Genomic DNA, 18,896 nt, shown 5'->3' on the forward strand with positions numbered 1-18,896 from the left:
GGTGGCGCCGATGACCCGCAACGGCCCCTTCGCCCTCACCTTCCACGCCCTGGTCGCGGCGTTCATGCTGGCGCCGCTGGTGATCGTCTGCCTGGTCGCCTTCACGCCGGAGAACACGCTGAGCCTGCCGACCACGGGCGTCTCGCTGCGCTGGTTCCAGGCGGTGTTCGACCATTCGGACTTCCTGCAATCCTTCTGGAACAGCCTGTGGCTGGCGACCATGGCGGCGACGCTGTCGACCGCGATCGCGGTGCCGGCCGGCATCGCCACCACCCGCTACCAGTTCCCCGGCCGCGACGGGCTGAACGCCCTGTTCCTGTCGCCGCTCCTGATCCCGCACCTGGTGCTGGGCGTGGCGCTGCTGCAGCTGTTCTCCGAGCTCGGCGCCGCCGGCAGCTTCTTCTGGCTGGTGCTGGCGCACAGCGTGGTGATCACGCCCTATGCGTTGCGGCTGGTGATCGCCGCGCTGATCGGCTTCGACCGGTCGACCGAGCAGGCGGCGGCGTCGCTGGGGGCCGGCGCCTTCACCGTGTTCCGCCGCATCACCCTGCCGATCATCCTGCCCGGCGTGGCCGGCGGCTGGCTGCTGGCCTTCATCAACAGCTTCGACGAGCTGACGATGTCGATCTTCGTCACCTCGCCCGCCACCGTCACCCTGCCGGTGCGGATGTACATGTATGCGACGGAATCGATCGACCCGATGATGGCCGCGGTCTCGGCCCTGATGGTCGCCGTCACCGCCGTCGCCATGGTCGTGCTCGACCGCATCTACGGCCTCGACCGCATCCTGGTCGGCCGCCAGTGACCGGATCCCCGCGATGCCCATCCTGACCCGCCTGGCCGAGACCGGCCGGCCCGAGATCCGCTTCCGCCTGGACGGCCGCCCGGCCACGGCGCTGGCCGGCGACACCGTGCTGACCGCGATCCTGACCAGCGCCGACCGGCTGCGGCGGTCAGAATTCTCAGGGCACCCCCGCGCCGGCTTCTGCCTGATGGGCGCCTGCCAGGATTGCTGGGTGGCCACCGAGGACGGACGCCGCTTCCGCGCCTGCTCCACCGCCATCGCCGAGGGCATGCGGCTGGTGACCGGAGAGCCGGCATGAGCGGCGAGATCCGTCCGGTGATCGTCGGCGCCGGCCCGGCCGGCATCCGCGCCGTGGAGGCCCTGGCCGCGGCCGGGCTGCGGCCGGTGCTGGTGGACGAGGCCAGGAAGGGCGGCGGCCAGATCTATCGCCGCCAGCCCGACGGCTTCACCCGTGACGCCAGGACGCTGTACGGCACCGAGGCGGCGAAGGCCGAGGCGCTGCACCGGACCATCGACAGCCTGGCGCCGGCGATCGACCACCGGGCTGAGACGCTGGTCTGGAACATCGAGGCCGGGGCGCTGGACCTGCTGCGGGACGGGCGCAGCAGCCGCCTGCCCTACAGCCACCTGATCCTGACCACCGGCGCCACCGACCGCATCCTGCCGATGCCGGGCTGGACCCTGCCCGGCGCCTACAGCCTGGGTGCGGCCCAGTTGGCGCTGAAGTATCAGGGCTGCGGCATCGGCCGGCGCGTCGCCTTCATCGGCACCGGCCCGCTGCTGCCGCTGGTGGCGTCGCAATATCTCAAGGCGGGGGCCGAGGTCGCCGCGGTGCTGGACACTGCCCGCTTTGCCGACAAGGTCGCCGCCCTGCCCGGGCTGCTGCGCGGCCCGGCCGTGCTGGCCAAGGGGTTGAAGCTGATGGCGGCGCTGAAGGCCGGCGGCGTGGCGGCGCGGCACGGCGCCCGGCCGCTGCGCATCCTCGGCACCGACAGGGTCGAAGGGCTGGTCTGGCACGACGGCACCCGCGAGCATCGCATCGATTGCGACGCCGTCGCCTTCGGCTATGGTCTGCGGTCGGAGACCCAGCTGGCCGACCTGGCCGGCTGCCACTTCCGCTTCGACGCCCTGAACCGCGCCTGGCTGCCGGAGCGCGACGCCGCCGGGCGCAGCAGCGTCGCCGGCGTCTACCTGGCCGGCGATGGTGCCGGGATCGCCGGCGCCGATGCCGCCGAGCTGGCGGGCGAGCGCGCCGCCCTGGCCCTGCTACAGGATCTCGGCCGGCCGGTCGACCTAACCCGCGCTGCCCGGATCGAGGCGAAGCTGGCCGCGATCGGCCGGTTCCGCCAGGGGCTGGAGCGCGCCTTCCCGTTGCCGGCCGGCTGGGCCGCATCGGCGCCGGACGATCTGGTGGTGTGCCGCTGCGAGGAGGTGACGGCCGGCACCCTGCGCGCCACCGCCGCCGGCTGGGGGCCGCCCGAGCTGAACCGGCTGAAGGCGCTGTGCCGCGTCGGCATGGGCCGCTGTCAGGGCCGGATGTGCGGAGCAGCAGCCGCCGAGATCCTGGCCGCCCATCGCGGCGTGCCGGTCGAAGCCGTCGGCCGCCTGCGCGGCCAGGCCCCGGTCAAGCCGATCCCCCTCACGATCGAGGACGAGCCGGAGGGCGCGGCATGACCGCCACCGAACGCCTGACCACCGATGTCGCCATCATCGGCGGCGGCATTGCCGGGGCGGCGGCGGCGCTGGCGCTGCGGCGGATGGGGATGTCGGTGCTGCTGCTGGAGCGCGGCTTCTGCGGCGCCCAGGCCAGCGGCGTGAACTATGGCGGCGTCCGCCGCCAGGGCCGGCCGCCGGAACAGATCCCGCTGTCCCAGCGCGCCCACGCCATCTGGCAGCGCCTGCCGCAGACCATCGGCATCGACGGCGAATACATCCGCTCCGGCCACCTGAAATTGGCGCGCAGCGAGGCCGATCTGGCGTCGCTGGAGGCCTATCGCGACCGGGTGCGGGATTTCGGCCTCGACCTCGAACTGATCACCGGCAACGCCTTCCGCGACCGCTATCCCTGGCTGGGCGACCGCGCCATTGCGGGGTCGCTGTGCCCGGCGGACGGCCATGCCAATCCACGGCTGGTGTCGCCCGGCTTCGCCCGGGCCGCACGGCAGGCCGGTGCCGACATCCGCGAGCAGACGCCGGTGCGCGAGGCGGCCCGCGACGGCGAGGGCTTCCGCCTGCTGGCCGGCGACGGGCTGGAGGTGCGGTCCCGCCTGCTGCTGAACTGCGCCGGCGCCTGGGCCGGAAGCTTCGCCGCATCCTTCGGCGAGCCGGTGCCGCTGGTGTCGAGCCACCCGAACATGGCGGTGACCGAGCCCCTGCCCCGGCTGATGGACGTCAACATCGGGGTCGAGGGCGGCGGCATCTATGGCCGCCAGGTCGAGCGCGGCAACTGCGTCATCGGCGGCGGCCGCGGCCATGCGCTGGACGCCGACCGGGCCCGGCCCGGCCGGTCCGCCATCGCGTCACTGCTGCAGCAGGCGGCCGAGCTGTTTCCGGCCCTGCGCGGCGCCCAGATCATCCGGTTCTGGAGCGGGGTCGAGGGCGACACCCCCGACCGCAACCCGGTGCTGGGCCTGAGCCGCACCACGCCGGGGCTGATCCACGGCTTCGGCTTTTCCGGCGCCGGCTTCCAGATCGGGCCGGCGGTCGGCGAGGTGCTGGCCGAGCTGGCGCGGGACGGGCGCAGCACCACCCCGATCGAGGCCTTCGGCATCGGCCGCTTTGCAGCGGCGGCGGCAACCCCCGCCGCGTGACCATCAACCACATCAAGCAGGAGAGAGCACCATGAATGCACGAATGAAGACGGCCCTGCTGGCGAGCGCCGCGCTGCTGGCCTCGGGCGCCGCATCGGCCGAGACCAAGACGCTGTACATCGGCATGAATGGCGGCGACATGGAGAAGGCGTTCACCGAACACGTCTTCCCCGATTTCGAGAAGGCCAACGACGTCAAGGTCGTGGTGGTGCCCGGCACCTCCTCCGAGATCCTGGCCAAGGCGACGGCGGCCAAGGACAACCCGCAGATGCACCTGATCTTCCTCGACGACGGGGTGATGGTGCGGGCGATCGGCATGGGGCTGTGCCAGAAGACCGAGCCCGACCCGGTGCTGGAGCAGCTGTACCCCGCCGCCCGGATCAAGGACGACATGGCGTCGGGCGTGACCCTGGGGCTGACCGGCCTGGGCTACAACACCAAGATGTTCACCGAGCAGGGCTGGCCGGCCCCGACCTCCTGGATGGACCTGGCCGACCCGAAATTCGAGGGCAAGGTGGTGTTCCAGTCGCTGTCGAGCAGCACCTACGGGCTGCACGGCTTCCTGATGGTCAACCGCATCCAGGGCGGCAGCGAGGCGGATGTCGAGCCGGGCTTCAGCAAATGGGCCGACACCATCGGCCCCAACGTGCTGGAGTACATCCCGAGCTCGGCCAAGCTGTCGGAGATGGTGCAGACCGGCGAGGCCGCGATCTTCCCGCTGACGCCGACCGCCATCGCCGGCATGCAGAACAAGGGCATCCCGGTGGCCTACGCCCAGCCCAAGGAGGGCGGCGTGCTGCTGATGGTGACGCAGTGCGTCGTCGCCGGGAACACTGAGCCGGCGCTGGCGCAGAAGCTGGCGCATTACCTGCTGAGCGTCCAGGCCCAGGACCCGGCGCTGCAATATGGCGGCCAGATCCCGTCCAACAGCAAGGTCGCGGGCGCGACGCCGGAGGCCGCCAAGATGCTGACCGAGTTCCGCGGCTATCTCGATCACGCCATCGTGCTGGACTGGGACCAGATCAACGCCCACCGGCCCGACTGGAACGACCGCTGGAACCGGACGGTCGAGAAGTAGGAGCTTACCCTACGTCCTTGCCACCCACCCCGTCATTGCGAGCGCAGCGAAGCAATCCATCGGGCCGCTCGTGCGGGCCCATGGATTGCTTCGTCGGCTTCGCCTCCTCGCAATTGTCTGTTGGATAGAAGGTAGAAAGGAGTGTCCCGCGAGAGTGGGACTCTCGCCACGACCTCAAGGAGAGTGGGAGGACCGGATGCTCCTCCAGACGGACAAGACGGCCCGCCCGCGCCGATGCAACGGCGCGGTTCCTGCCGGAGGCCAGGGAACATAGCAGCGCCGCAAAACCCGAGGTGCCGGAACAAATCGGCCGCCCGTGTCTTGTGTGAGGATAATGCCGACGACGGACCCAATGATGAGCGACGGCCGGAGCCTTGCACAGACATTGCACTTCTGGCTCCGCATCCAGCGCCAGAACTGGGAGGACGGCTTTCCGCCGAACCCCCAGGAGACGCGCTGGATCCGATCGGCGATGGAAGCGGCGCGGGAGGGCGGCAGCCTGGGCCGCATGCAGGAATGCATCCTGCACGCAATCCTGCATGACCGCACCCCGCCCTCGGGGGTCTCCGACTACAACCTCGACAGCTTCCGGCGCGACCTCGGGGTGTTCCAGTCGAGATATATCGACGGCCCTTAAAACCCTGCAGAATCCGGGGATGGATCCTTCGCTGATCGTCCAGTACCGGTCGACCGACCCGGCGGCCGCGCCGGTGCGGCAGGAGCGCGTCCGGGCCGCGAGCCGCCTGGCGCTCTGACACCCCTTTCGCACCATCCCGTCTCGGCCATTGCCACGCCGGCCGCGCTCCGCGACCATGCCGCCGCCGGTTTGAGGAGCGGGACATGGCGCGGGTTGCGGTCGGTGATCTGGAATTCGCGGTCGAGCGGTTCGGCGATCCCGGCCGGCCGCCGATCCTGCTGGTGCAGGGCCTGGCGCAGCAGCTGATCGACTGGCCCTGGGCGCTGATCGAGGCGCTGGCGGCCATCCATCACGTCGTCGTCTTCGACAACCGCGACACCGGCCTGTCCGCCAAGTTCGGTCCCTGCCGGTCCGACCAGGAGGGGACAGACACGCCCTACACCCTGTTCGACATGGCGGCGGACACGGCCGGGCTGATCGACGCGCTGGGCCTCGGCCGGGTCCACCTGCTGGGCTATTCCATGGGCGGGCGGATCGCCCAGATCGTGGCCGCCCGCCACCCCGACCGCGTGCGGTCCCTCACCTGCCTGATGTCCTCCGGTGGGCAGGCCGGGGTCCTGGCCGCGCCGCATATCCGCGAGGCGCTGGGCGCGGCGCGGCCGCCGGAACTGCTGCGGGCCCCCGACATCGACCTGTTCACCCGCCAGGCGGCGCTGTTCGAGGGCGATGCCTGGGTGACGCCGGAGGCGGAGCTGCGCGCCCGCATCGCCGCGGCGGTGGCGCGAGGCTATTGCCCGCTCGGCTCCGCCCGCCAGATCCGGGCGATCGGCGCCGCCGGCGACCGCAGCAACCTGCTGCGCCGCATCACCGCGCCGACGCTGTTCATCCACGGCTCCGCCGATCCGGTGGTGCCGGTCGAGGCCGCGCGGGCCGGGGCGGCGCTGATCCCAGGCGCTCGGATCGAGGTGATCGCGGGGCTGGGCCACAACCTCTCGAGCACCGCCGCGGCCGCCGCAATCCCGCCGCTTCTGGGTTTCCTGGGTGGTCTCGAAGCGACCGCAGTCTGAATATACATATGTATTTAGTTATAAAATTCATATTGACTAACTGAAATGACATTTTCTAGGCTATCCACATGCCGATCTGCATCGGCACCATTGCCGTCGGCCGGATTCGCCTGATGACCGCTCTCGCCAGCCTCCACGACGTACCCCTGGCCGCCCCCACGGGCCCGGCCCGGTGGTGTCGCGGCCCCTGTCGCCGGGCGACCTGACCCGCCTCCCGCGTGCCGGCGGCATCGCCGCCCACCCTTCCCCACCGGAACCGGAAGCGCCCTTCGCCTCCCCTCGGAGCGCCGGGGCTCCGTGCCTTCCCTCACCTTCCAGGAGCACCCCATGTCCTTCCGCCCGCTGCACGACCGCGTCCTGATCCGGCGCATCGACCAGGACGAGAAAACCAAGGGCGGGATCATCATCCCCGACACCGCCAAGGAGAAGCCGCAGGAGGGCGAGGTGATCGCCGTCGGCCCTGGCCTCCGCGACGAGGCCGGCAAGCTGCAGCCGCTGGACGTCAAGGCCGGCGACCGCGTGCTGTTCGGCAAATGGTCGGGCACCGAGATCAAGCTCGACGGCAGCGACCTCGTGGTCCTGAAGGAAACCGACATCATCGGCGTGTTCGAGGCCGCCAAGCGCGCCTCGAAGAAGGCCGCCTGACCCCGCCCCCGACACCAAGGACACCATCATGGCAGCCAAAGACGTCAAGTTCAGCGCCGACGCCCGCGACCGCATCCTGCGCGGCGTCGACATCCTGGCCAACGCGGTCAAGGTCACGCTCGGGCCCAAGGGCCGCAATGTGGTCATCGACAAGTCGTTCGGCGCGCCGCGCATCACCAAGGACGGCGTGACCGTCGCCAAGGAGATCGAGCTTTCCGACAAGTTCGAGAATCTCGGCGCCCAGCTGGTGCGCGAGGTCGCGTCCAAGACCAACGACCTCGCGGGCGACGGCACCACCACCGCCACGGTCCTGGCCCAGGCGATCGTGCGCGAGGGTGCCAAGGCGGTGGCCGCCGGCCTCAACCCGCTCGACCTCAAGCGCGGCATCGATAAGGCGGTCGAGGCCGTGGTCAAGGCGGTCGAAGGCCGGGCCAAGAAGATCTCGACCAATGACGAGATCGCCCAGGTCGGCACCATCTCCGCCAATGGCGAGGTCGAGATCGGCCGCATCATCGCCCAGGCGGTGAAGAAGGTCGGCAACGAGGGCGTGATCACGGTCGAGGAGGCCAAGAGCCTGGAGACCGAGCTGGACGTGGTCGAGGGCCTGCAGTTCGACCACGGCTACCTCTCCCCCTACTTCATCACCAATGCCGAGAAGCTGATCGCCGAGCTCGACAACCCCTACATCCTGATCCACGAGAAGAAGCTGACGGCGCTGCAGCCGCTGCTGCCGCTGCTGGAAGCGGTGGTGCAGAGCGGCCGGCCGCTGCTGATTATTGCCGAGGATGTCGAGGGCGAGGCCCTGGCCACGCTGGTGGTCAACAAGCTGCGCGGCGGGCTGAAGATCGCGGCGGTCAAGGCGCCCGGCTTCGGCGACCGGCGCAAGGCGATCCTGGAGGACATCGCGGTCCTGACCAAGGGCCAGGTGATCTCCGAGGATGTCGGCATCAAGCTGGAGAACGTGACCCTCGACTTCCTCGGCACCGCCAAGCGCGTTCGCATCGCCAAGGAGGAGACCACGATCGTGGACGGCGCCGGCACCCGCAAGGAGATCGACGGCCGGATCGGCCAGATCCGCGCCCAGATCGAGGAGACCACCTCGGACTACGACCGCGAGAAGCTGCAGGAGCGGCTGGCCAAGCTGACCGGCGGCGTCGCGGTGATCCGGGTCGGCGGCGCCACCGAGGTCGAGGTCAAGGAGCGCAAGGACCGCGTCGACGATGCGGTGCACGCGACCCGCGCCGCGATCGCCGAGGGCGTGGTGCCGGGCGGCGGCGTCACCCTGCTCTATGCCGCCAAGGCGCTGGAGAAGCTGAAGCCGGCGAATGACGAGGAGCGGGTCGGCATCGACATTGTCCGCCGCGCCCTGCAGGCGCCGGTGCGGCAGATCGTCGAGAACGCCGGCGGCGACGGGTCGATCGTGGTCGGCAAGCTGCTGGACGGCAACGACATCAACCGCGGCTACGACGCCCAGAAGGGCGAGTTCGCCGACCTGTTGAAGGCCGGCATCATCGACCCGGCCAAGGTGGTGCGCATCGCGCTGCAGGACGCGGCCTCGGTCGCCGGCCTGCTGATCACCACCGAGGCGCTGATCGTCGAGAAGGTCGAGAAGAAGCCGGCAGCCCCCGCCGCCCCGGGCGGCGGCGACTACGACTTCTAAGGCGAGGGTCCCGTTGGGTTCACCGGTGGTGAACCCAACACCGATGACGGCCACTCTCTTACTGCAGGCAGCACTTTTTGTACTTCTTGCCGCTGCCGCACGGACAAGGGTCGTTGCGGCCGACATGCCGCAGCGGATCGGTCACCGGCTCACTGTGGAGCGGGACCTGCAGTCTGTCCGACAGCAGAAGGTCGTCCAGATCGCCGTCCTCGTCGTCCTCCTCCAGTCCGCTATCCAGTTCCGCCTGGTCGTCCTCCGAAAAATCGGACCAGGTGGACAAGGTGCCGACCGCATCCACGAACGGGCCGATGTGGTTGTCGATGAAGCCGGCCATCCGCTCGGGGTCGTCCAACGTCCGACGCAGTTCGTCATGGAAATCCTCGACCTCCATGAATCCCGGCGGAACCAGGAAATCGTCGATAAGCCGTTCCGCCCGTGGCGCCAAGCCCTCGTAGCCGAGGCAAAAAACCGCCGTGACCCAGCCAAGCCACACGACATTTTCATCCCGCGGCTGCATGTGCTCGTAGAGGTGAAGCAGGTAGGCCTTCATCTCTTCATCGGAGATGGCGCCCATGCGGCAGTGCCAGGCCAGGGCGTCCAGTGCCGCGTCACGCATGTAGTCGCCGGCACCCGCATCCTCGATCACCGCCTTCAGGGGCGCCGGATCACCGTCGAAGGTGTTGATCAGGATCCCGCCGAGCGTTTCGGTGTCGGCATCGCCGAGGATGTGCTCCGCCTCGGGGCCCCGGATCATGCGGCAGAGATGCGGGAAGGCGCGGGTCTCCCGCATCTCGCCCGCCAGATGGATAATGAAGAAGAGAGCGTCTTCGACGCCCTTGGAGCCTTGTGCGCCCCCGGCGTGGCGTTCCAGGAATTCGACACACCGGGGCCCGGCATCATCCCAATGCTCCAGGGCCCAGTTCATGGCGTCGGCAGGCAGGACACCGTTCGCGGCGGCGAGATCCCGGATCATCTCGTCCACAGTCATGATGCACCTTTCCTCCCGCCGGCCTCCGACGTCGCGCGGCAGCCGATGTCAGCGGCCCCAAGTGCGCTCCAGGACACCGTACCAGTTCTCCGTGCCGATCTTGCGCAGCAGCGCGTCGTCGTAGCCATGGGCGCGCAGCGCCTCGAACAGGTGCGGCAGGCCGGCGACGTCCTTGATGCGGGCCGGCATGGTCGCGCCGTCATAGTCGGAGCCGAGGCCGACCCCGTCCTCGCCCACCCGCTCGATCAGGGCATCGAGGTGCCGCACCATGACCTCGAGGTCGGTGTCGGCGTTCATCGACCCGTCCGGACGCAGGAAGGCGGTGGCGAAGTTCAGCCCGACCATGCCGCGGCTCTCGCGGATCGCGTCGAGCTGCCGGTCGGTCAGGTTGCGCGCATGCGGGCAGACCGAATGGGCGTTGGAATGGGTCGCGACCAGCGGCGCCGAGGACAGCTCGGCCACGTCCCAGAATCCCTTCTCGTTGAGATGCGACAGGTCGATCAGGATGCGGCGGTCGTTGCATTCGCGGACCAGGGCGCGGCCGGCATCGGTCAGGCCCGGCCCGGTGTCCGGGGTGCTGGGGAACACGAACGGCACGCCATGGCCGAAGGCGTTCGGCCGGCTCCACACGATGCCGAGCGAGCGCAGGCCTGCGGCGTAGAGCAGGTCGAGCATGCGGAAATCGGTGTCGATCGCCTCGCAGCCCTCGATGTGGAACACCGCGGCCAGCGACTGCTTGGCCACCGCGGCCCGGATCTCGGCCACGCTCCGGCAGACGGTCAGACCCCCTGCCCGCTCCAGCCGCAGCAGGATCGAGGCCATCGCGGTGGTCGAGGCCTGGGCGTCGGCCAGCCCCAGCTCCGCCGGCAGCTGCACGGCGTAGCTGCCGCCCTGCATCCGGTCCATCCCGCTGGACGACTTCAGCGGTGGCGGGAACATCGCGAACATGCCGCCGACGAAGCCGCCCTTGCGCGCCCGCGGCAGGTCGAGATGGCCGGTCTCCGTGCCCTCGATGAAGGCGGTTTCGGCCGTGCCGGCATGCGCCTTCAGCAGGCGCAGCAGGACGTCGTTGTGCCCGTCGAAGACGGGGATGGGCGCGGGCTCGGTCATCAAGGATCCGTCGTGGTCGGCCCCGGCCGCGGATCGGCCGGGCGGGGAAAGGAGTTGAGCAGCCCCCGCCCCGGCTGGCAAGGCGGCGCCGGGCGAAACCGTCACATCGCCGCCCCGCGCCGGGTCAGGGCGTGCCCAGCCCCGCCGCCGCGACGCGCAGCTCCGCGCCGAGGAAGTCGAGGAAGGCACGGGTCTTGGGGGCGAGGTGGCGGGCGGAGGGGAAGACCGCCTGTAGCGGCGACGCCGGCGACTCGTAGTCTTCGAGGATCCGGACCAGCCGCCCGGCGGCCAAATCCTCCGCCACGTGCCAGATCGACTTCAGCACGACGCCGGCGCCGGCCAGCGCCGCGGCATGCGCGACCTCGCCGTCATTGCTCATGATCGCGCCGGACACGATGGTGCCCACGGCGGCTTCGCCCCGGCGCGCGAACTGCCACACCGTCATCGGCGGGTCGCCATAGGTGATGCAGGGGTGGTCGGCCAGATCCTGCGGCGTCGCCGGGCGGCCACGCCGGGCGATGTAGTCGGGCGACGCGCAGAGCACCCGCCAGTTGCGCCCCAGCTCCCGCGCCATCAGCGTGCTGTCCGGCAGGGCCGCCTGGCGGATGGCGATATCGATGCCGTCCCGCACCAGATCGACCACCGCGTCGATGGCGATCACATGCACCCGGATTTCGGGATAGCGCTCGTGAAAGCGTCCGAGGCAGGGCGCGATCAGCCGGCGGGCGAAGGCCGCGGTCGTCGTCACCCGCAGCAGGCCGCGCGGCCGGCCGTCGCCGCCGATCGCGTCCTGCGCCGCCTCCAGCTCGGCCAGGATGCGCAGCGCTCGCTCGTGGAAGGCGGCGCCGTCCTCGGTCAGGCTCAGGCGGCGGGTGGTGCGCTGGACCAGGCGCACGCCCAGCGCCGCCTCCAGCCGCGCCAGCCGCTTCGACACCACCGCCAGCGACAGGCCGAGGTCCCGCGCCGCGGCGGACAGGCTGCCCGCCGCGGCGATGCGGACGAAGGCGGTGATGTCGGTCAGGTTTTCGATCGGCCGCATTGTCAACGATCCGGAAAGAGTGGCTTCGCGATCCCGAGTATTATTTCCGCGACGCCGAAGGTCCAGATCTTCAAACGTGACGGGTCGGACGGCCGGCACGGCTGGAAGCAGGAGAGCGGAATGAGTGATTTGACGGGCAAGCGGGTGCTGGTGGTCGGCGGCAGCTCGGGGATCGGGCTGGCGACGGCGCAGGCCGCGGCGAAGCTGGGCGCCGGCGTGGTGGTGGCGTCGCGGTCTCAGGACAAGCTCGACGCCGCGGTGGCCGCGATCGGCCCGGGCAGCCAGGGCCGGGTGCTCGACACCACCTCGGATGCCGCGGTCGAGGCGTTCTTCGCCGACGGCGCGGCCTATGACCATGTCGTGATCTCGGCGGCGCAGACCAAGGTCGCGGCGGTGCGCGAGCTGCCGCTGGCCGACGCCCAGGCCTCGATGGACTCGAAATTCTGGGGCGCCTACCGCATCGCCCGCGCCGCGCCCATCCGCGACGGCGGGTCGCTGACCTTCGTCACCGGGGTGCTGGCGATCCGGCCGCGGAAGGGCGCCGCGATCCAGGGCGCGATCAATGCCGGGCTGGAGGCGCTGGCCCAGGGCCTGGCCCTCGAGCTCGCGCCGGTGCGGGTCAACACCGTGTCGCCCGGACTGGTCGAGACCCCGCTCTACGACCGCATGGCCGCGGAGGCGCGGCAGGCGATGTACGAGCGCGCCGCCGCCACCCTGCCCGCAGGCTTGGTCGGCCAGCCGGAGCACATCGCCGCCCAGATCCTCGCTTTGATTACCAACCCCTACGCCACCGGCAGCATCGTCTATATTCACGGCGGCAGCGCCCTGGTCTGACGGTTGCAGCCGCCACACCGACACCACGGAGAGTCCACATGAAGATCGACCTGTCGGGCAAGACCGCCCTCGTCACCGGTTCCACCACCGGTATCGGCTTCGCCATCGCCAAGGGCCTGGCCGGGGCCGGGGCCGAGGTGGTGGTCAACGGCCGCAAGCCCGCCGCCGTGGACGCGGCGGTGGCCGAGCTGCAGCGCGCCGTGCCGGGCGCCGTCCTGCGCGGCGCCGCGGCCGACGTGTCGACGGCGGCGGGCTGCGCCGCGCTGGTGGCGGCGGTGCCGGAGGTCGACATCCTGGTCAACAATGTCGGCATCTTCGAGCTGAAGGACTTCTTCGACATTCCGGACGAGGACTGGACCCGGTTCTTCGAGGTCAACGTCATGTCCGGCGTGCGCCTGTCGCGCGCCTACCTCAAGGGCATGCTGGCGCGCAACTGGGGCCGGGTGGTGTTCATCTCCTCGGAATCCGGCGTCAACATCCCGGTGGAGATGGTGCATTACGGCTTCAGCAAGACGGCGCAGCTGTCGGTGTCGCGCGGCCTGGCCAAGCTGACCCGCGGCACCAACGTCACGGTCAATTCGGTGCTGCCCGGCCCGACCATGTCGGAGGGGGTGAAGGGGTTCATGAAGGAGGTGGCGGAGAAGACCGGCAAGTCCGTCGAGGCCGCCGCGGCCGAATTCGTGCAGACGCACCGGCCGACCTCGATCATCGCCCGGATCGCGACGCCGGAGGAGACCGCGAACATGGTGGTCTATGTTGCCTCGCCCCTGGCCTCGGCCACCAACGGCGCCGCGCTGCGGGTCGATGGCGGCGTGGTCGATACGATTGTCTGAAGCTGGGCCGCCTGAGGCCGGGCGTCGCCGCCGCGCCGGAAGGCACGCGGCGACAGGCCGGTCTCCTTGGCGAACAGCCGCGAGAAATAGGCCGGGTCGGTGAAGCCGAGGGCATAGCCGGCATCGGCCACCGAGATGTTGGAGTAGAGCAGCAGCCGCTTGGCCTCGAGCAGCAGCCGGTCCTGGATCAGCCGGGCCGGGGGTGCGCCCGCCACCCGGCGGCAGGCGGCCCAGAGCCGCTTCGGGCTGACCGCCAGCGCCCGGGCATAGTCCTCGACCTCGTCATGGCTGCGGTAGCGCTCCTCGATCCGCTCGCGGAACCGGGCCACCAGCAGCGCCTGGGGCCCCGGCGCCGCCGTCTCCCCTCCCCCCGCCTGCGCCAGGCGCAGCACCTCGACCAGGATGCCGACCAGCAGCGCCTCCACCGCCGCGGCGCGGCCGGGCGCCAGCCACGCCAGCTCGCGCGACAGCCGGCCCAGGCTGGCCAGGATGAAGCCCTGGTCGACGACCGGGATCACGGCCGGGGCGGCGAAGAGCGGCCGGAACTCCGGCTCGCGCCGCAGCAGCTCGCGCAGCGTGGTGTCCGACACCGTCAGCACCGAACCCACCGTCTCCGGCTCGAAGTCGAAGCCATGCACCACCCCGGCCGGCATCAGCAGCAGGCACGGCGCCGGCAGCCGGATCGACTGCCCCTCGGCCCGCACCACGCCGCCGCCGCGGGTGAAGTGGAAGATGTGGTTCAGGTTGGCATGGGCATGCGCCCGGATGGTCCAGTCGCTGGGACGGCTGCGATCCTCCAGTGCCTCCAAATGCAGGAAGCGGTCATCGACCGTCCTGGGCGCCTCGCCATAGAGGAAGAAGTTCGGGATCACAGGGGCTTGCATGACGGTCCTGCCTTCTACCGCCGATCTTCGGGCGCGGCGTGAGGGAAGAAATGTCCAATTTATCTGCCGCCGCGTCCATTGCTTTCGCCACCCCCGCGCTTAGCCTTTCCCCGAGATCGCGGCCCCTGATGCCGCGCCGTCGGACGGACTCCGGGAGGGCCTTGGAATGCGCACCCAGATCGCCATCATCGGCGCCGGGCCGGCCGGGCTGGTCCTGGCCCATCTGCTGCACCGCGCCGGCATCGACGCCGTGGTGGTCGAGCGCCGCAGCCGCGACTATGTCGAGGGCCGGGTCCGCGCCGGGGTGCTGGAGCAGGGCACCGTCGAACTGCTGGACCGGCTGGGCGTCGGCGCCCGCATGCGGCGCGAGGGGCTGCCCCACGCCGGCACCAACCTGGCGGTGGACGGCGAGATGTTCCGCATCGACATGCAGGCGCTGACCGGGTCCGGCATCATGGTCTACGGCCAGCAAGAGGTGATGCGCGACCTGTTCGACGCGGCGGAGGAGCGCGGCCTGCCGATCGTGTTCGAGGCCGAGGAGGTGCAGCCGCACGACATCGGGACCGACCGGCCCCATGTCACCTGGCGCCGGGACGGCGCCGAGCACCGGCTGGACTGCGACTTCGTCGCCGGCTGCGACGGCTTCCACGGGGTCAGCCGCGGCTGCATCCCCGACGGTGTGCGCCAGGAGTTCGAACGGGTCTATCCCTTCGGCTGGCTGGGGATCCTGGCCGAGGTGCCGCCAGCCGCGCATGAGCTGATCTACGCCAACCACGAGCGCGGCTTCGCCCTGGCCAGCATGCGGTCGGCCGGCCGCAGCCGCTACTACGTGCAATGCCCGCTGGACGACCGGATCGAGGACTGGCCGGACGACCGCTTCTGGGACGAGCTCTGCCTGCGGCTGGGCCCCCAGGCGGCGGCGGGGGTGACCCGCGGCCGGTCCTTCGAGAAGAGCATCGCGCCGCTGCGCAGCTTCGTCACCGAGCCGATGCGCCACGGCAGGCTGTTCCTGGCCGGCGATGCCGCCCACATCGTGCCGCCGACCGGGGCCAAGGGCATGAACCTGGCGGTGTCGGACGTGGTGATGCTGGCCGAGGCCCTGGCCGAGTTCTACCAGGACAAGTCGGCCGCCGGAATCGACGGCTATTCCGCCCGCGCCCTTGCCCGGGTGTGGAAGGCGGAACGGTTCTCCTGGTGGTTCACCGGCCTGACCCACCGCTTCCCCGGGACCGGGCCGCTGGAGCGCCGGCTGCAGCAGGCGGAACTGGCCTACATCAAGGGCTCCCGTGCCGCCCAGACGACGCTGGCCGAGAACTATGTCGGGCTGCCGCTGGTCTAGCGACCTCGGCGACGGCCGGCACGAGATTCCGCTAGATACGTTCCTTGTTTGTTCTTATCATGGAGGGATAGTCGGCCTGGAGCTTCGCCATGCAGCTCTCCTTCCCGCTCGACGACGATCCGCTTCTGCCGAAGGTCCGCGCCCGGCTGCGCGCCGGCGCCGGTCCCTGCCGCGACGAGCCGCGACGCGATCCGGTCAGCCAGCTCGTCAGGAGCATGCTCGGCTCCAAGACGCGGGACGAGGTGTCGATCCGGGCCTTCGAGCAGCTGCACGGCCGGTATCCGTCCTGGGACGCTCTGCGGCAGGCGGCGCCGCAGCGGATCGAACGCGCCATCTGGATGGTGAACCACGCCGCGCGCAAGGCCGAGCAGCTGCCCCAGGCGCTGCGCATGATCGTGGCCCGCAGCGGCGGCCTCGCCCTCGACTTCCTGGCGGATCTGGAGGAGGAGGCGGCGATGCGATGGCTGGGCGACCTGCCGGGGGTCGGCCCCAAGATCGCCGCTTCGGTCCTGAACTTCAGCACGCTGCGCAAGCGCGAACTGGTGGTCGACACCCATCTGCTGCGGGTCGGCGAAAGGCTGGGGCTGCTGCCGGCCAAGCCCGACTATGAGGCCGGGCATAACGGGCTGATGCGGCTGGTCCCGGAAGGCTGGACCGCCGACGAGCTGTACGAGCTTCACCGGCTGATCAAGTCGCTGGGCCAGACGGTCTGCACCGTCCGGGCACCGGCCTGCGACCGCTGCCCGCTGCAGGATCTCTGCCCCCGCCGCGGATGCTGACCCGGCGGCAGGACGGGGATGCCCCATCCCGCCGCCGTGCGGTCAGTGGGCTGCGTCCTTCGCCCCGGCCTTCAGCAGGTCGCCATGCACCTTCTTCAGCTTCTCCACCTTCGGGGTGGACACCGCGCGGATATAGGGCTGGTTCGGGTTCCGGGCGGCGTAGTCGTGGTGGTATTCCTCGGCCTCGTAGAAGGCCTCCAGCGGCACCACCTCGGTCGCCACCGGGTCATCGAACAGGCCGGCCTTGTCGATCTGGGCGATATAGGCCTCGGCCACCCGCTTCTGCTCACCATCGGCGGTGAAGATCGCCGAGCGGTACTGGCGGCCGACATCGGCGCCCTGGCGGTCCTTCTGCGTCGGGTCGTGCGCGATCGAGAAGAACAGCTTGAGGATCTGCCCCAACCCGATCTTGCCGGCGTCGTAGACGACCTCGATCACCTCGGCATGGTTGGTGCGGCCGGTGCTGACGGTGCGGTAGTCCGCCGTGTCCTTGCTGTCGCCGGCATAGCCGGGCCGCACCGAGAGCACGCCGTCGAGCTGGGAGTAGACCGCCTCGGTGCACCAGAAGCAGCCGCCGCCCAGCACGATCGAGCGGCGGCCCTGCTCGGTGGCGGCCAGCTCGGGATCGGGGAAGGACCAGGGGTCGATCTTCAAGCCCATGACGAAACCTCCAGGGTGCCGGGCGGGAACGCCGGTCTGCGGTGACGGTTCGCGTCAGCAAAGGATGTGGTTGCAGACCCGCCCGGACAAGCCCCGGAGTGAAAGCGCCCGATCAGCAGGGCGCGGCCTCACGGCCCCTCCCCTGCATGAAGCGGCACCGTGGAGACAACACTTGACTCCGTCCACAGTGGATGATCACAATGATTTTCGCCATTTCGAAGAACCGGACGACGCTCGGGCCGGCCTTCCTTGGCAGAGTGCGACTGTCTGCTCTTTCATCATTCGATGCCGATAAAGAAGGCATGAATACCCTGCCCTGTGCAGGAAGCCTTTTCTTTCGGTGATTTGTGTCAGTTCTTCCGCCACGGGGAGAAGATGATACAGCACACGCCCCTTGAGCCGTCGCTGTGGTTCGCCACGGCGGCCGCCGCGCCGGAGACCGCGCCGCTGGACGGCACCATCGACGCGCCGGTCTGCGTGATCGGGGCCGGCTACACCGGCCTGTCCACCGCGCTGCATCTCGGCGAGCGCGGCGTCGAGGCGGTGGTGCTGGAGGCCGAGCAGATCGGCCATGGCGGGTCGGGCCGCAACGCCGGCCACTGCACCCCGACCTTCCATGTCCATGAGATTCCGGCGATCCGACGGATGCTGGGCGAACCCTTCGCGTCGCGCCTGATCGAGCGCCAGACCAACGCGGCCAACCTGGCCTTCGACATCATCCGCCGCCACGGCATCGACTGCGAGGCGGTGCAGACCGGCTACATCCAGGCGGCGCATGCCAGCGGCGCCATGGCGAAGCTGGAGCGGCGATGCCGCCAATATGCCGAGATCGGCAAGGCGACGCGGCTGCTCGACCGCGACGAGGCCCAGCGCCTCACCGGGTCGCCGCGCTTCTGCGGCGGCTGGTTCCACCCCGAGGGCGGGCACCTCAACCCGCTGGGCTACGCCCGGGGCCTGGCGCGGGCCGCCATGGCCCAGGGCGCGCAGGTCTTCACCCGGTCCCGCGTCACCGGCATCAAGGCCCAGGGCGGGCGCTGGCGGGTCGAGACCCCGTCCGGCGCCGTCGTCGCCGATAAGGTGGTCTGCGGCACCGGCGCCTACACCACCGGCTTCTGGCCGGGGCTGGAGCAGAGCTTCACACGGCTCGGCGTCGCCGTGCTGGCGACCCAGCCGCTGAGCGACAACCTGCGCAAGACCATCGCGCCGGAGAACAACACCGTCGTCGACAGCCGCCGCGACACTTCAATCTACAAATACGACAAGGACGGCCGGCTGGTGACCTCGGTCTTCGTCGAAGGCCGCCGCGGCGGGGACGCCGCCTACACCAAGGCGCTGATGCGCGGGAAGCTGCAATGGCTGCTGCCGCAGCTGACCGAGGTCGACTTCCAGTACTACTGGTCCGGCGCGCTGGACATGCAGCCGCGGACGATCCCGCGGCTGTTCGAGCTGGCGCCGGGCATGGTCGCCTCGCTCGGCTATTCCGGCCGCGGCGTGCCGACCGGCACGATGATGGGCGCGGTGCTGGCCGATTGGGCCACGGGGACGCCGCCCGGCGACCTCGCCTTGCCGGTCGAGAGGCTGCAGCGCGCCCCGATCTACATGAACTTCATGCCGCGCGTGATGCTGGCCTGGTCGCGGCTGCGCGACCAGCGGCTGGCCCGGCGCGACGGCCTGGACCCACCACCGTTCTGAACCTGCTTTCGCCCCCGCTTCACCGCCTCCCGCTTC

Annotated in this window: 19 protein-coding genes; 14 read left to right on the plus strand and 5 right to left on the minus strand. The window is 70.3% G+C overall.

The genetic code is table 11. The annotated features are described in order from the left end of the window. The first annotated feature begins 10 nt into the window (after positions 1-10). The 9 genes from E9232_RS14145 (at position 11) to groL (ending at position 8,702) form a co-directional block, all read left to right on the plus strand. Positions 11-805 (plus strand): ABC transporter permease, encoded by a 795-nt coding sequence (locus E9232_RS14145; protein ID WP_309794793.1) that lies wholly within the window; start codon positions 11-13, stop codon positions 803-805. Positions 806-818: 13 nt separating this feature from the next. Next, positions 819-1,103: a (2Fe-2S)-binding protein gene (locus tag E9232_RS14150; RefSeq protein WP_309794794.1), complete on the plus strand. Its 285-nt coding sequence runs from the start codon at positions 819-821 to the stop codon at positions 1,101-1,103. Further along, positions 1,100-2,479, plus strand: a complete 1,380-nt coding sequence (locus tag E9232_RS14155) for an FAD/NAD(P)-dependent oxidoreductase (RefSeq protein ID WP_309794795.1) — start codon at positions 1,100-1,102, stop codon at positions 2,477-2,479. Before E9232_RS14150 ends, E9232_RS14155 begins: the two co-directional genes overlap by 4 nt. Beyond that, positions 2,476-3,615: an NAD(P)/FAD-dependent oxidoreductase gene (locus E9232_RS14160; RefSeq protein WP_309794796.1), complete on the plus strand. Its 1,140-nt coding sequence runs from the start codon at positions 2,476-2,478 to the stop codon at positions 3,613-3,615. Before E9232_RS14155 ends, E9232_RS14160 begins: the two co-directional genes overlap by 4 nt. Before the next feature lie 31 nt (positions 3,616-3,646). Next, positions 3,647-4,693 carry an ABC transporter substrate-binding protein gene (locus E9232_RS14165; RefSeq protein WP_309794797.1) on the plus strand — a complete coding sequence of 349 codons (1,047 nt, stop codon included), beginning with the start codon at positions 3,647-3,649 and terminating at the stop codon, positions 4,691-4,693. Between the two features lie 355 nt (positions 4,694-5,048). Continuing rightward, the gene (locus E9232_RS14170; protein ID WP_309794798.1) at positions 5,049-5,330 is read left to right on the plus strand and encodes a hypothetical protein; all 282 of its coding nucleotides are present in this window, start codon (positions 5,049-5,051) and stop codon (positions 5,328-5,330) included. 203 nt (positions 5,331-5,533) lie between these two features. Next, positions 5,534-6,397 (plus strand): alpha/beta fold hydrolase, encoded by an 864-nt coding sequence (locus E9232_RS14175; RefSeq protein ID WP_309794799.1) that lies wholly within the window; start codon positions 5,534-5,536, stop codon positions 6,395-6,397. 327 nt (positions 6,398-6,724) lie between these two features. Further along, positions 6,725-7,042 carry a co-chaperone GroES gene (locus E9232_RS14180; protein WP_309794800.1) on the plus strand — a complete coding sequence of 106 codons (318 nt, stop codon included), beginning with the start codon at positions 6,725-6,727 and terminating at the stop codon, positions 7,040-7,042. Positions 7,043-7,070: 28 nt separating this feature from the next. Next, on the plus strand, positions 7,071-8,702 hold the full coding sequence (gene groL / locus E9232_RS14185; protein ID WP_309794801.1) for a chaperonin GroEL: 1,632 nt from the start codon (positions 7,071-7,073) through the stop codon (positions 8,700-8,702). 58 nt (positions 8,703-8,760) lie between these two features. On the opposite strand, the gene E9232_RS14190 is transcribed toward groL, so the two are convergent. The 3 genes from E9232_RS14190 to E9232_RS14200 form a co-directional block, all read right to left on the minus strand. Beyond that, positions 8,761-9,690, minus strand: coding sequence for a DUF1186 domain-containing protein (locus E9232_RS14190; protein WP_309794802.1), 930 nt, complete (start codon positions 9,688-9,690; stop codon positions 8,761-8,763). A 48-nt stretch (positions 9,691-9,738) separates the two neighbouring features. Further along, positions 9,739-10,800, minus strand: coding sequence for a dipeptidase (locus E9232_RS14195; RefSeq protein ID WP_309794803.1), 1,062 nt, complete (start codon positions 10,798-10,800; stop codon positions 9,739-9,741). A gap of 124 nt (positions 10,801-10,924) precedes the next feature. Then, complete coding sequence (locus E9232_RS14200) at positions 10,925-11,839, minus strand: LysR family transcriptional regulator (protein WP_309794804.1); 915 nt, start codon at positions 11,837-11,839, stop codon at positions 10,925-10,927. A 120-nt stretch (positions 11,840-11,959) separates the two neighbouring features. On the opposite strand from E9232_RS14200, the gene E9232_RS14205 reads away from it, so the two are divergent. Beyond that, complete coding sequence (locus tag E9232_RS14205) at positions 11,960-12,673, plus strand: SDR family oxidoreductase (RefSeq protein WP_309794805.1); 714 nt, start codon at positions 11,960-11,962, stop codon at positions 12,671-12,673. A 38-nt stretch (positions 12,674-12,711) separates the two neighbouring features. Next, on the plus strand, positions 12,712-13,506 hold the full coding sequence (locus E9232_RS14210) for an SDR family NAD(P)-dependent oxidoreductase (protein ID WP_309794806.1): 795 nt from the start codon (positions 12,712-12,714) through the stop codon (positions 13,504-13,506). Here the strand turns inward: E9232_RS14210 and E9232_RS14215 are convergent. Then, on the minus strand, positions 13,425-14,390 hold the full coding sequence (locus tag E9232_RS14215) for a helix-turn-helix domain-containing protein (RefSeq protein ID WP_309794807.1): 966 nt from the start codon (positions 14,388-14,390) through the stop codon (positions 13,425-13,427). The two genes, E9232_RS14210 and E9232_RS14215, sit on opposite strands and share 82 nt — an antisense overlap. 166 nt (positions 14,391-14,556) lie before the next feature. On the opposite strand from E9232_RS14215, the gene pobA reads away from it, so the two are divergent. Both pobA and E9232_RS14225 read left to right on the plus strand, forming a co-directional pair. Beyond that, complete coding sequence (gene pobA / locus E9232_RS14220) at positions 14,557-15,729, plus strand: 4-hydroxybenzoate 3-monooxygenase (RefSeq protein ID WP_309794808.1); 1,173 nt, start codon at positions 14,557-14,559, stop codon at positions 15,727-15,729. 89 nt (positions 15,730-15,818) lie between these two features. Further along, complete coding sequence (locus tag E9232_RS14225) at positions 15,819-16,508, plus strand: endonuclease III domain-containing protein (RefSeq protein ID WP_309794809.1); 690 nt, start codon at positions 15,819-15,821, stop codon at positions 16,506-16,508. A 42-nt stretch (positions 16,509-16,550) separates the two neighbouring features. On the opposite strand, the gene msrA is transcribed toward E9232_RS14225, so the two are convergent. After that, positions 16,551-17,168 carry a peptide-methionine (S)-S-oxide reductase MsrA gene (msrA, locus tag E9232_RS14230; RefSeq protein ID WP_309794810.1) on the minus strand — a complete coding sequence of 206 codons (618 nt, stop codon included), beginning with the start codon at positions 17,166-17,168 and terminating at the stop codon, positions 16,551-16,553. 375 nt (positions 17,169-17,543) lie between these two features. Between msrA and E9232_RS14235 the strand changes: the two genes are divergently transcribed. Then, complete coding sequence (locus E9232_RS14235; RefSeq protein ID WP_309794811.1) at positions 17,544-18,860, plus strand: NAD(P)/FAD-dependent oxidoreductase; 1,317 nt, start codon at positions 17,544-17,546, stop codon at positions 18,858-18,860. Positions 18,861-18,896: the final 36 nt, after the last annotated feature.

Source organism: Inquilinus ginsengisoli (genome assembly GCF_031453975.1).
GTDB classification, from domain to species: Bacteria; Pseudomonadota; Alphaproteobacteria; order DSM-16000; family Inquilinaceae; genus Inquilinus; species Inquilinus ginsengisoli_A.

What these genes read in the sequence shown, in the direction of transcription:
- E9232_RS14225 (WP_309794809.1), top strand. Translation starts at nt 15,819, where the DNA reads ATGCAGCTCTCCTTCCCGCTCGACGACGATCCGCTTCTGCCGAAGGTC.
- E9232_RS14235 (WP_309794811.1), top strand. Translation starts at nt 17,544, where the DNA reads ATGATACAGCACACGCCCCTTGAGCCGTCGCTGTGGTTCGCCACGGCG.
- groL (WP_309794801.1), top strand. Translation starts at nt 7,071, where the DNA reads ATGGCAGCCAAAGACGTCAAGTTCAGCGCCGACGCCCGCGACCGCATC.
- pobA (WP_309794808.1), top strand. Translation starts at nt 14,557, where the DNA reads ATGCGCACCCAGATCGCCATCATCGGCGCCGGGCCGGCCGGGCTGGTC.
- msrA (WP_309794810.1), bottom strand. Translation starts at nt 17,168, where the DNA reads ATGGGCTTGAAGATCGACCCCTGGTCCTTCCCCGATCCCGAGCTGGCC.
- E9232_RS14150 (WP_309794794.1), top strand. Translation starts at nt 819, where the DNA reads ATGCCCATCCTGACCCGCCTGGCCGAGACCGGCCGGCCCGAGATCCGC.
- E9232_RS14160 (WP_309794796.1), top strand. Translation starts at nt 2,476, where the DNA reads ATGACCGCCACCGAACGCCTGACCACCGATGTCGCCATCATCGGCGGC.
- E9232_RS14180 (WP_309794800.1), top strand. Translation starts at nt 6,725, where the DNA reads ATGTCCTTCCGCCCGCTGCACGACCGCGTCCTGATCCGGCGCATCGAC.
- E9232_RS14195 (WP_309794803.1), bottom strand. Translation starts at nt 10,800, where the DNA reads ATGACCGAGCCCGCGCCCATCCCCGTCTTCGACGGGCACAACGACGTC.
- E9232_RS14200 (WP_309794804.1), bottom strand. Translation starts at nt 11,839, where the DNA reads ATGCGGCCGATCGAAAACCTGACCGACATCACCGCCTTCGTCCGCATC.
- E9232_RS14170 (WP_309794798.1), top strand. Translation starts at nt 5,049, where the DNA reads ATGAGCGACGGCCGGAGCCTTGCACAGACATTGCACTTCTGGCTCCGC.
- E9232_RS14155 (WP_309794795.1), top strand. Translation starts at nt 1,100, where the DNA reads ATGAGCGGCGAGATCCGTCCGGTGATCGTCGGCGCCGGCCCGGCCGGC.
- E9232_RS14190 (WP_309794802.1), bottom strand. Translation starts at nt 9,690, where the DNA reads ATGACTGTGGACGAGATGATCCGGGATCTCGCCGCCGCGAACGGTGTC.
- E9232_RS14210 (WP_309794806.1), top strand. Translation starts at nt 12,712, where the DNA reads ATGAAGATCGACCTGTCGGGCAAGACCGCCCTCGTCACCGGTTCCACC.
- E9232_RS14175 (WP_309794799.1), top strand. Translation starts at nt 5,534, where the DNA reads ATGGCGCGGGTTGCGGTCGGTGATCTGGAATTCGCGGTCGAGCGGTTC.
- E9232_RS14165 (WP_309794797.1), top strand. Translation starts at nt 3,647, where the DNA reads ATGAATGCACGAATGAAGACGGCCCTGCTGGCGAGCGCCGCGCTGCTG.
- E9232_RS14215 (WP_309794807.1), bottom strand. Translation starts at nt 14,390, where the DNA reads ATGCAAGCCCCTGTGATCCCGAACTTCTTCCTCTATGGCGAGGCGCCC.
- E9232_RS14205 (WP_309794805.1), top strand. Translation starts at nt 11,960, where the DNA reads ATGAGTGATTTGACGGGCAAGCGGGTGCTGGTGGTCGGCGGCAGCTCG.
- E9232_RS14145 (WP_309794793.1), top strand. Translation starts at nt 11, where the DNA reads ATGACCCGCAACGGCCCCTTCGCCCTCACCTTCCACGCCCTGGTCGCG.